General features: G+C 72.1%; 9 protein-coding genes and 1 tRNA gene. 8 read left to right on the top strand and 2 right to left on the bottom strand.

Annotation, left to right across the window (positions count from 1 at the left end; translation table 11 throughout):
- From AOK24_RS01565 to AOK24_RS01545, 5 genes are all read left to right on the top strand, one after another.
- The coding region (locus AOK24_RS01565; RefSeq protein ID WP_055718219.1) for a hypothetical protein at positions 1-240 on the top strand (240 nt) is incomplete at its 5' end.
- Between the two features lie 220 nt (positions 241-460).
- Positions 461-955 carry a DUF5949 family protein gene (locus tag AOK24_RS01560; RefSeq protein ID WP_055718218.1) on the top strand — a complete coding sequence of 165 codons (495 nt, stop codon included), beginning with the start codon at positions 461-463 and terminating at the stop codon, positions 953-955.
- Positions 956-1,138: 183 nt separating this feature from the next.
- A complete protein-coding gene (locus tag AOK24_RS01555) occupies positions 1,139-1,651 on the top strand; it encodes a hypothetical protein (RefSeq protein ID WP_055718217.1) in 513 nt (170 codons plus the stop codon).
- A 146-nt stretch (positions 1,652-1,797) separates the two neighbouring features.
- Entirely contained in the window at positions 1,798-2,214 is a 417-nt protein-coding gene (locus tag AOK24_RS01550) for a tyrosinase family oxidase copper chaperone (protein ID WP_055718216.1), read from the top strand.
- Positions 2,198-3,064: a tyrosinase family protein gene (locus AOK24_RS01545; RefSeq protein ID WP_055718215.1), complete on the top strand. Its 867-nt coding sequence runs from the start codon at positions 2,198-2,200 to the stop codon at positions 3,062-3,064. The genes AOK24_RS01550 and AOK24_RS01545 overlap by 17 nt, the downstream gene beginning before the upstream one ends.
- A gap of 108 nt (positions 3,065-3,172) precedes the next feature.
- On the opposite strand, the gene AOK24_RS01540 is transcribed toward AOK24_RS01545, so the two are convergent.
- Together AOK24_RS01540 and AOK24_RS01535 are read right to left on the bottom strand one after the other, a co-directional pair.
- Positions 3,173-3,457, bottom strand: a complete 285-nt coding sequence (locus AOK24_RS01540; protein WP_055718214.1) for a chaplin — start codon at positions 3,455-3,457, stop codon at positions 3,173-3,175.
- Positions 3,458-3,590: 133 nt separating this feature from the next.
- The gene (locus AOK24_RS01535) at positions 3,591-4,916 is read right to left on the bottom strand and encodes a M20/M25/M40 family metallo-hydrolase (RefSeq protein ID WP_055718213.1); all 1,326 of its coding nucleotides are present in this window, start codon (positions 4,914-4,916) and stop codon (positions 3,591-3,593) included.
- Between the two features lie 183 nt (positions 4,917-5,099).
- Between AOK24_RS01535 and AOK24_RS01530 the strand changes: the two genes are divergently transcribed.
- From AOK24_RS01530 to AOK24_RS01520, 3 genes are all read left to right on the top strand, one after another.
- A tRNA-Leu gene (locus AOK24_RS01530) sits at positions 5,100-5,184 on the top strand.
- A gap of 270 nt (positions 5,185-5,454) precedes the next feature.
- Positions 5,455-9,297: a Pls/PosA family non-ribosomal peptide synthetase gene (locus AOK24_RS01525; protein ID WP_055718212.1), complete on the top strand. Its 3,843-nt coding sequence runs from the start codon at positions 5,455-5,457 to the stop codon at positions 9,295-9,297.
- Positions 9,298-9,362: 65 nt separating this feature from the next.
- On the top strand, positions 9,363-10,709 hold the full coding sequence (locus tag AOK24_RS01520; RefSeq protein ID WP_055718220.1) for a M1 family metallopeptidase: 1,347 nt from the start codon (positions 9,363-9,365) through the stop codon (positions 10,707-10,709).
- The last annotated feature ends 26 nt before the right edge of the window (positions 10,710-10,735 follow it).

Here is a 10,735-nt window from a genome sequence, read left to right as displayed (position 1 = left end):
GGCGCCGCGGCGCCCGCGTTCGCGCACAGCACCGCCGACCTCACGCCCACCAGCCTCACCGGCGCGGTGAACACGCTCACCTCGGGGAACCTCACCGCGAAGGACGTGATGCCGCTCCAGCACCAGTCCGACGCGCTCAACACCGAGAACGAGAGCTCCCCGCTCAACACCGTCAAGGGCGCGACCGGCGCGCTCAACCAGCACAACCCGCTGCTGGGCGGCCTGCCGTTGCAGGGCTGAGCGCCGTACCGAAGGCCGGTCCCGGCACGCACGGGACCGGCCTCGCGCGTCACCGGACCCCTACGACCCGGCTCGCGCGCCGCCGCCCCGCCCGCCGGCCGGCTCCCGCGTCGACCTGGAACCCCGCCCGTCCCTCGTACGGGTGGCGCGCCCACCCCGCGTCCTCCGCTCGGGTGAGGACGCGTTCTGACGGGGCGTCGGCCGCCGCTATGGTCGCGCGGTGACCTCAACTAGCGAAACCCGCCCCTTCCGTGTCGCCGACCTCGGCACCCTGGTCGTGATGCCGTGGAGCGGCGAGGCCCCCGACGGCAGTGACATGCCCTACCTGCTCGCCTACTCCCTCGGTGACGCGGCCGACGGGCCCGAGGTGACCGCGAGCGCCATCGAGCGGCTCCTGACCGACAACGGCCTGCCCGTTGGCGGCGACCTCGTCGACGGGACCGAGCGGCCCAGCCTGCCGGTCAGCCTGCTGGTCGAGTCCGGCCAGGCCGTGCTGAACATGCCGAGCCTCAACGCGCAGTGCGTGCCGCCGCCGGAGTGGCTGGCCGCCGTCGAGCACCGGGGGTACGCCTACCTCGTGTTCACCACCCGCCCCTGGCCCGAGGCCGAGCCGGGCAAGCCCGTCGAACTGGAGGCGCTGGCCGCGTTCGCCGGAGCCGACGAGACGCTGAACGCTGCGGCCCACATCGTGCTGCCGGCCCGCAGCTTGCGATAACGCTTTCCGGCGTTTCCGAAGCGGACGGGGTGTCACCCATGCGAGTGACACCCCGTCCGCTTTAGTCGTTCGATTCCCGCGTCCGGGGGAATTGTCGACCGGCCTCGTTTCCCGGGTGTCCGCCCCGCTCGTTACCCCGTACGCAGAGCGCGTCCCCCGACATCCGAAAGGCCCTGACCCGAGATGAAGTCGACCACCCGAGGAACCCTCGCCGCCGTGCTGCTGGCCGCCGCCGCAGGTGCCGCCGCCGCGACCCCCGCCGCCGCGGCCGAGACGGTCCCCGTGCCCGTCCCGCTGGACGGCGCCGAGACGGCGCTGGGCATGGAGCTGCCGAAGGTCGGCGGCGAGCTCCCGCTCCCGATGCCGGGCGCCCCCGACGGCCCCCGGTACGTCGAGGGCAGCCTCGTCCCGGACCGCGCGCTCCCCCAGCTCCCGGTCGGCGCGGGCCTGCCCGGCCTCGGACTGCGTACGCCGCTCCCGCGCGCCCTCGGCGACGAGTTCGACCACGTCGGCCTCGACGCCCCCGCGAACGACGTCCGCGCGCTCGGCCCCGGCGCCACCCTCGACCTCCCCCTCACCCCGCCGAACCCCGACAACTTCGGCCTCCCGGAGCCGAAGCTGCCCGCGGCCGGCATCGTCACCCCGGTCCTCCAGGCCGTCCCGGCGGCCGACCTGGGCCTGGGAGAGGGCCTGTAGCAACCGGTTGCACAACGGCGGCTTCCTACGGCGGCCCGGGGCGGTGGACGGCCCCGGGCCGCCGTACGCGGGAAGCTCTTCCGTGACTCCCCGCGCCCCTTCGCGGTTACCGCTGTGACAAACGGAACCGGAAGAGGGAGTCGAACATGGCGGTCGTCGGTGTGGGCGGGGGTTCGGTGGCGGTGGCGAGACCCGGGCGGCGGGCGCTGCTGCGCGGCCTGATCGGGGTGGGCGCGGTCGCCGCCGTCACCCCGCTGCTCGTCGCCTCGCGCGGCTTCAGGAACGTGGACCCCGGGCCCGGGTTCGACGAGATGTACCGGGGGCGGCACCTCCAGGGCATGCCGGCACAGACCGGCCGCTCGGGCGAGGACTCCTGGCAAGTCACCGTCGACGGACGGCCGTTGCACCTCATGCGCCGCGCCGATGGCACCTGGCTGAGCATGGTCGACCACTACGGCTCGTACGACACCCCGCTGGAGGCCGCGCGCGCCGCCGTCGACGAACTCAGCCCCGGAGAACAGCTCAAGGAACAGGCGGGGGGACACCATGGCCTACACGCGTAAAGACGTCAGCACCCTCACGGCGGCCGAACGAAAACGCTTCGTGAAGGCGCTCCTGGAGGTCAAACGCCGGGGCGAGTACGACGAGTTCGTGCGCATGCACATCGACTTCTACGTCTCCGACGGCGAGGACGGCCTCCGTACGGCTCACATGGCGCCCTCCTTCCTGCCCTGGCACCGGCGCTTCCTGCTGGAGCTGGAGCGGGCGCTGCGCAAGGTCGACGACTCGGTGACCGTGCCGTACTGGGACTGGACGCGCGACCGCACCGCCAGGTCGGCGCCCTGGACGGCGGATCTGCTCGGCGGCAACGGCCGTCCCGGCGACCGGCAGGTGACGACGGGGCCGTTCGCGTACGGGTCCGGCCACTGGACGCTCCGCGAGAACATCACCGACGAGGACTTCCTCACGCGCGACCTCGGGCGGGCCCGTGACCCCATCGAACTGCCCACCAAGGACGAGCTGGAGTGGGCGATGTCGGACCCCGTCTACGACACCTCGCCCTGGGACTCGACGGTCACCAAGGGGTTCCGCAACAAGCTGGAGGGCTGGGGGACCGGGCGCGGAAGCGTCTCCTGGCGCAACCACAACCGCGTGCACCGCTGGGTCGGCGGCGTGATGCTGGGCGGCGCCTCCGTCAACGACCCGGTGTTCTGGCTGCACCACGCCTTCATCGACCTGCTCTGGTACCGCTGGCAGAAGCGGCACGCGCAGCACCGGTATCTCCCCGCGAAACAGCCCGACTTGGGAGACCGGCAGCGGGGGCGGATCGTCGCGCGCGGCGAGAAGCTGCCGCCGTGGGACATGACGCCGGACCAGTTGGAGGACGTCAGCCGCATCTACCGGTACGCGTAAGGTAGTTCGCCAACTCTGGCTCAGGGGAGGCGAGTTGAGGACACGGGAGAACCCCGGCGCTCGGAGGTGCCGGGGTTCTCGCGCGCAGGTACGGGAGGTGACGGAGCGTCAGCCGCCGTAGCCGCCGCCGTAGCCACCACCGTGCTTCGGGCCGCCGTGGCCGTCGTTCACGCAGGTGTTGCCGAAGGCCGGGTTCAGCAGACCGATCACGTTCACGGTGTTGCCGCACACGTTCACCGGGACGTGCACGGGGACCTGGATGACGTTGCCGGACAGGACGCCGGGGGAACCCACGGCGGCACCCTGCGCACCGGCGTCGGCGACGGCGAGGCCCGCGCCCGCGAGAACGAGACCGCCCGTGGCGGCTGCGGCGGCGACGACCTTCTTGATCATGTGTATTTCCTCCTGGTCGGTAAGCGGCCCAAGGGGCGGGCCGCATGACCTGTAACGAGGAGGGCCAATTGGGGCTACGAGCGTATGGTCGGATTCACTCGTCCGAGGGAGACCGAACAGGCGCGCGACCTTGTCAGGACGCGTCGATGAACCGGTCCAGGACGCGCACCCCGAACCGGAGCCCGTCGACCGGCACCCGCTCGTCGACGCCGTGGAACATGCCCGCGAAGTCCAGCTCCGGCGGCAGCTTCAGCGGCGCGAAGCCGAAGCCGCGGATGCCGAGGTCGTCGAAGGACTTGGCGTCGGTGCCGCCGGAGAGCATGTAGGGGACGGCCTTGGCGGTGGGGTCCTCGGCGAGCAGCGCGGCGGACATCGCGTCGACGAGCGCCCCGTCGAAGGACGTCTCCAGCGCCTTGTCGGAGTGGACGTCCTCGCGGCGTACGCGGGGGCCGAGGAGGCGGTCGAGGTCGGTGAGGAACTCCTCCTCGTGGCCGGGCAGGAAGCGGCCGTCGAGGTGCGCGGTGGCCTCGCCGGGAATGACGTTGACCTTGTAGCCGGCGCCGAGCTGGGTGGGGTTGGCGGTGTTGCTGAGGGTCGCGCCGATCAGCTTGGCGATGCCGCCGAGGCGGGCGAGGGTGGCCTCCATGTCCTCGGGGTCGAGGGGGGTGCCGAGCGCGTCGCCGAGTTCGTCGAGGAAGGCGCGGGTGGTCTTGGTGACGCGGACGGGCCACTTGTGGCGTCCGACGCGGGCGACGGCCTCGGACAGTTCGGTGATCGCGTTGTCGCGGTGGATCATCGAGCCGTGTCCCGCCGTACCGGCGACGGTCAGCTTCATCCAGTGCATGCCCTTCTCGGCCGTCTGGATGAGGTAGAGCCGCCGCTCCTCGCTGACGGTGAAGGAGAACCCGCCGACCTCGCTGATCCCCTCGGTGACGCCCTCGAAGAGGCCGGGGTGCTGGTCGACGAGGTGGCGCGCGCCGTACGTACCGCCCGCCTCCTCGTCCGCGAGGAACGCGAGGACGATGTCCCGGGGCGGCTTGCGGCCGGACCTGAGCCGGTCGCGCACCACAGCCAGGGTCATCGCGTCCATGTCCTTCATGTCGACGGCGCCGCGCCCCCACACGCAGCCGTCCGCGACCTCGCCGGAGAACGGGTGGTGCGTCCAGTCGTCCGCGTTGGCGGGTACGACGTCGAGGTGGCCGTGGATGAGGAGCGCGGGCCGCGAGGGGTCCTCGCCCTCGATGCGGGCCACGGTGGAGGCGCGGCCGGGGTGCGACTCGAAGATCTCCGGTTCGAGTCCGACCTCGGCGAGCTTCTCCGCGACCCACTCGGCCGCCTGCCGCTCCCCCGGGCCCGAGTGGTCGCCGTAGTTGCTGGTGTCGAACCGGATCAGCTCGGAACAGAGGTCGACGACCTCGTCCTCGCCCCTGACGTACCCGCCCGTGCCCGTGTCGCTCACGCCTGTGCCTCCCGCTGCCGGTGCTGTCTCTGCCCTCATCCTCTCTCCCCCGCCCCCGACACCCAAGACCGCTCCCACCTCGTCACACACCGTTCACGCCGGACCACCCGTGATCGAGCACCCCGGAAACCCTGGTAATGTTTACGACGTCGCCGCGAGGGAAACCCGCGCGAGACACACCCCGTCCGGGTGGCGGAATGGCAGACGCGCTAGCTTGAGGTGCTAGTGCCCTTTATCGGGCGTGGGGGTTCAAGTCCCCCCTCGGACACAGTGAGCGAAGGCTCCGACCACATGGTCGGGGCCTTCGCTCGTCATGTGGTGGATCTCTCCCTCCTATCAAGATCGCGCAGGTCAGGGCCCTGCTCATGGCCTTGATCGGTGGCTCGAACGGGTCTCTCCGGTGGCTGTCGAACCGGTTGATCCATAGCGTCGTACTAAAATTTCCGGCTTGTTACGGGCTGGAGCCGGACAACCCCAGGCATACCTGCGGGCCCGCCAGCGCCCCGGAGGTTTCCGGGCACGAGACGCGAGGGACCTGATGGCGGCCATACACGAGGTCAGCACGGCCTTGTTCGAAGAGGAGGAGACGGCGTTCGCGCGGTTCTCGGGGGGCTCCGCCGCCCCGGCGCGCACGCTCGTCGACGTCTTCGACAGCGCGGTGCGCTTCTACGGCGACGAGCCCGCGCTCGACGACGGAACCACCCAGCTCACCTACCGCGAACTCGCCGGTGAGGTCGCCCGGTTGCGGGGCCGGCTCGCGCAGGCGGGCGTCGGCCTCGGCGACCGGGTCGGGGTACGGGTGCCGTCGGGGACGAACGGTCTGTACGTCGCGATCCTGGCCGTCCTCGCGGTCGGCGCCGCGTACGTCCCGGTGGACGCCGAGGACCCGGACGAGCGCGCGGACCTGGTGTTCGGCGAGGCGGATGTCCGGGCCGTGATCACCGGCGGGGACACGATCACCGTCCGGCCCGGTGAGGGCGGTCCTGCGGGGCGGCCGGGCGTCGGGCACGACGCGTGGATCATCTTCACGTCCGGGTCGACCGGCAAGCCGAAGGGCGTCGCGGTCACGCACCGCAGCGCGGCGGCGTTCGTGGACGCCGAGGCGCGGCTGTTCCTCGCCGAGGAGCCGATCGGGCCCGGCGACCGGGTCATGGCGGGCCTCTCGGTGGCGTTCGACGCGTCCTGCGAGGAGATGTGGCTCGCCTGGCGGTACGGCGCCTGCCTGGTCCCCGTACCGCGCTCCCAGGTCCGCAGCGGCGCCGACCTCGGGCCCTGGCTGGTGGAGCAGGAGATCACCGTCGTGTCGACGGTGCCGACGCTCGCCGCGCTGTGGGAGCCCGAGACCCTCAACGACGTACGCCTGCTGATCTTCGGCGGTGAGGCGTGCCCGCCGGAGCTGGCGCAGCGGCTGGTGACCGAGGGGCGGGAGGTGTGGAACACGTACGGTCCGACCGAGGCGACGGTCGTGGCGTGTGCCGCGCTGATGACCGGCGAGGAGCCGATCCGCATCGGGCTCCCGCTGGACGGCTGGGAGCTGGCCGTCGTGGACGACGCCGGTGAGCCCGTACTCATGGGCGGCACCGGGCAGTTGGTGATCGGCGGGGTCGGGCTCGCGCGCTACCTGGACGCGGAGAAGGACGCCGAGAAGTACGCGCCGCTGGACTCCCTCGGCTGGGAACGGGCGTACCGCAGCGGTGACTTGGTGCGGGCCGACGCCGAGGGGCTGGTCTTCCTCGGGCGGGCCGACGAGCAGATCAAGCTGGGCGGGCGGCGGATCGAACTCGGCGAGGTGGACGCCGCGTTGCAGGCGCTGCCGGGCGTGGCGGGCGCCGCGGCGGCCGTACGGACCGCGCGCAGCGGGAATCAGCTGCTCGTCGGGTACGTCGTGACGCAGGAGGGCTGGGACCAGGCGGCGGCCGTGGCGCGGCTGCGGACCGAACTCCCGGCCGCGCTGGTGCCGTTGCTGGCGCCGGTCGACGAACTCCCCACGCGTACCTCGGGGAAGGTGGACCGCAACGCGCTGCCGTGGCCGCTGCCGGATCTTCAGACCTCGCTGGTGAAGGAGGAGTTGTACGGGACGGAGGCGTGGCTCGCGGAGCAGTGGACGGACGTCCTCGGCACGCCTGTCACGAGCGCCGCGGACGACTTCTTCGCCATAGGCGGGGGCAGCCTGTCCGCCGCGCAGCTCACGACGCGGCTGCGGGAGCGGTATCCGACCGCGGCCGTCCTGGACATCTATCAGCGGCCGGTGCTGCGCAAACTCGCCCGGTATCTGGAGGAGTCGGCGCAGGACGACGGGGCGGCGCGGGTCGTCGCGCCGGTCCCGGTGCGCGCGCAGGTGGCCCAACTCCTGGCGCTGCTGCCGCTGTTCACGCTGACCGGGCTGCGCTGGGCGGTGGCGCTGGCCGCCGCCGGGAATCTGCTGCCGGGGTACACCTGGCTGCCGACCGCGTCGTGGTGGGTGATCGGGCTCGTCGCGCTGGTGCTGTTCACCCCGGCCGGGCGGCTGGGGATCGCGGCGGGTGGCGCGCGGCTGCTGCTGCGGGGGGTGCGGCCGGGCCGGTATCCGCGCGGCGGGAGTGTGCATCTGCGGCTGTGGACGGCCGAGCGGCTGGCCGAGTTCAGCGGGGCGACCTCGCTGACCGGGGCCTGGCTGGAGCGGTACGCGCGGGCGCTGGGCGCGAAGATCGGGCCCGAGGTGGACCTGCACTCGCTGCCGCCGGTGACCGGCATGCTGAAGCTGGGGCGCGGGGCGGCCGTCGAGTCCGAGGTCGACCTGTCCGGCTGGTGGCTGGACGGGGACCGGCTGGAGGTCGGCGCGATCAAGGTCGGCGCGCATGCCGTCGTGGGGACGCGCAGTGTGCTGTTCCCGGGTGCGCGGGTCGGCAAGCGGGCCGAGGTGGCGCCGGGTTCGGCCGTCGCGGGCCACGTGCCCACCGGGCAGCGCTGGGCGGGGGCTCCGGCGGTCAAGCTGGGCAAGGCGAAGCGGAGCTGGCCCAAGGAGCGGCCGGCGCGGGGCACGTACTGGCGGTTCATGTACGGCCTGACGGGCGGCGCGCTCAGCCTGCTGCCGGTGGCCGCGGCGGCCGTCGCGCTGCTGGTGGCGTCGGTGTTCGTGCGCCCCGGCGGCGCGGTGTGGCCGGGTGTCCTGTACGCGCTCGTCCCGGCGACCCTCGCGTACGGCCTCGTCTACGCGGCCCTGATCCTCGTCGGCGTACGGCTGCTGAGCCTGCGGCTCGGTGCGGGGACGTATCCGACGCACAGCCGCGTCGGGTGGCAGGCGTGGACCGTGACGCAGCTGATGGACCAGGCCCGCGAGACGCTGTTCCCCTTGTACGCGGGGCTGGTCACGCCCGTGTGGCTGCGGGCGCTCGGCATGCGGATCGGGCGGGGGGCCGAGGTGTCGACCGTGCTGGCGCTGCCCAGTCTGACGACGGTCGGTGAGGGCGCGTTCCTCGCCGACGACACGCTGACCGCGCCGTACGAACTCGGCGGTGGCTGGGTGCGGATCGGGAAGGCCGAGATCGGGCGGCGGGCGTTCCTCGGGAACTCCGGGATGACCGCGCCGGGCCGGTCCGTGCCCGAGGGCGGGCTCGTCGGGGTGCTGTCGGCGACGCCGAAGAAGGCGAAGAAGGGCAGTTCGTACCTGGGTCTGCCGCCGGTGAAGCTGCCGCGCAGCGCCTCGGGGGGCGACCAGAGCCGTACGTACGACCCGCCGGCGCGGCTGCTGTGGGCGCGCGGGCTGGTCGAACTGTGCCGGATCGTGCCGGTGTTCTGCTCGGCGGGGATCGCGGTGCTGGTGGTGGCCGCGCTGTGCCTGCTCGGGCCGTGGGGGTTCCTGCTGGGCGGGGTCGTGCTGCTGGGGGCCGGTGTGGCGGGTGCGCTGCTGGCCGTCGTCGCGAAGTGGGCGCTCGTCGGGCGGCACCGGGCCGGGGAGCACCCGCTGTGGAGCTCCTTCGTGTGGCGCAACGAGCTGGCGGACACGTTCGTCGAGGTCGTCGCCGTGCCGTGGCTGGCCGGTTCGGTGCCCGGGACCGTCCTCATGACCGCCTTCCAGCGCGGGCTCGGCGCACACATCGGGAAGGGTGTCTGGCTGGAGTCGCACTGGCTTCCCGAGGCCGATTTGGTGACGCTTTCCGACGGTTCCACCGTGAATCGCGGCTGCGTGCTCCAGACTCACCTCTTCCACGACCGGATCTTGCGGACGGATACTGTGGTACTCCGTGAGGGCGCCACGCTGGGCCCTGGCGGAATCGTGCTGCCCGGCAGCACGATCGGGGCCCGTACGACACTGGGTCCCGCGTCGCTCGTCATGGCCGCGGAGTCCGTCCCCGACGACACCCGCTGGCTGGGCAACCCCATCGAGGCGTGGCGCCCGTGAGTTCGGGCCACTCGGTGTCCATGGGCGACGGTTCGAGTGGCACGGCGCAGGGAGCGGACGCGGTAGTGGCAGTTCAGCAGGCAGCGGGGGCGGACCCGTACTTCCCGGACAACGGCGACCCTCGCTACCGCGTGCATCGCTACGAGATCACGCTGGACTACCGTCCCGGGCCGAACCGGTTGTCCGGGACGGCCCGGATCAACGCGATCGCCGGGCGGGGGGCGCTCGGCGAGTTCTTCCTGAACCTCGCCGACTTCCGGATCGGGCGGGTGCGGGTCGACGGGCGGCAGGCTCAATACACCCACCGCGGCGGGCGGTTGCGGGTCCGGCCCGCCAAGTCCGTGCGCGGGGGTGCGGCGTTCACCGTCGAGGTGCACTGGTCCGGGAATCCCAAGCCGGTCAACAGCCCCTGGGGCGGGATCGGTTGGGAGGAGCTGGGGGACGGGGCGCTGGTCGCCAGCCAGCCCGTCGGGGCGCCGTCCTGGTTCCCCTGCAACGACCGGCCCGTCGACAAGGCGTCCTATCTCCTCTCGGTGACCGTTCCCTCCGCGTACTCCGTGGTGACCGGGGGGCGGTTGCTCACCCGTACCACCCGGGCGTCCACGACCACGTGGGTGTACGAGCAGTCCGCCCCCACCTCCAGTTATCTCGTCGGGCTCGCCATCGGGAAGTACCAGACGGTTCTGCTCGGGGATCTCGGGCCCGGGGGTGTGCCTCAACACGGGCATATCCCCGCCGAGTTGCTGCCCCTCTTCTCGCGGGACTTCGCTCGGCAGCCCGCGATGATGGAGCTGTTCCAGGAGGTGTTCGGGCCCTATCCGTTCGACGAGTACGCCGTCGTCGTCACCGAGGAAGAGCTCGATGTGCCCGTCGAGGCGCAGGGGTTGTCGCTCTTCGGGGTCAACCACGTCGACGGGGCTCGGGGTTCTGAGCGGCTCGTCGCCCACGAGCTGGCCCATCAGTGGTTCGGGAACAGTGTGTCCGTCGCCGACTGGCGGCACATCTGGCTGAACGAGGGGCTCGCCAAGTACGCGGAGTGGTTGTGGTCCGAGCGGTCCGGGGGGCGGAGCGCGCATCAACTTGCCTCGGCCGCTTATCGGTTGCTCTCCGGGCTGCCTCAGGATCTGCGGCTCGCCGATCCCGGGCGGAAGTCGATGTTCGACGACCGGCTGTACGAACGGGGTGGGGTGGTGATTCACGCGGTGCGGTGTCTGCTGGGGGATGCCGCGTTCTTTCCGATGCTGCGGGGGTGGGCCGGGTTGCATCGGGGGGGTGCTGTGACCACGTCCACGTTCGTGGCCCATGTGGGGCGGTTCGCCGCTGAGCCGGTGGACGAGTTCTTCGACGCGTGGGTCTATGAAGGGGCATTGCCCGCGTTTCCGTCGATGCCGCCGGTTCCGCCGTTGCCGTAGGGCGGTTCGGCGGGGTTCGGTGGGGC

The organism is Streptomyces niveiscabiei, assembly GCF_001419795.1.
In the GTDB taxonomy this organism is placed as follows: Bacteria; Actinomycetota; Actinomycetes; order Streptomycetales; family Streptomycetaceae; genus Streptomyces; species Streptomyces niveiscabiei.
Note: the sequence above shows the minus strand (reverse complement) of the source record. Positions and strands in the feature narration are given on the sequence as shown.

Excerpts from the sequence above, each read along its gene's own strand:
- AOK24_RS01555 (WP_055718217.1), top strand. The coding sequence starts at position 1,139 with ATGAAGTCGACCACCCGAGGAACCCTCGCCGCCGTGCTGCTGGCCGCC.
- AOK24_RS01550 (WP_055718216.1), top strand. The coding sequence starts at position 1,798 with ATGGCGGTCGTCGGTGTGGGCGGGGGTTCGGTGGCGGTGGCGAGACCC.
- AOK24_RS01545 (WP_055718215.1), top strand. The coding sequence starts at position 2,198 with ATGGCCTACACGCGTAAAGACGTCAGCACCCTCACGGCGGCCGAACGA.
- AOK24_RS01540 (WP_055718214.1), bottom strand. The coding sequence starts at position 3,457 with ATGATCAAGAAGGTCGTCGCCGCCGCAGCCGCCACGGGCGGTCTCGTT.
- AOK24_RS01525 (WP_055718212.1), top strand. The coding sequence starts at position 5,455 with ATGGCGGCCATACACGAGGTCAGCACGGCCTTGTTCGAAGAGGAGGAG.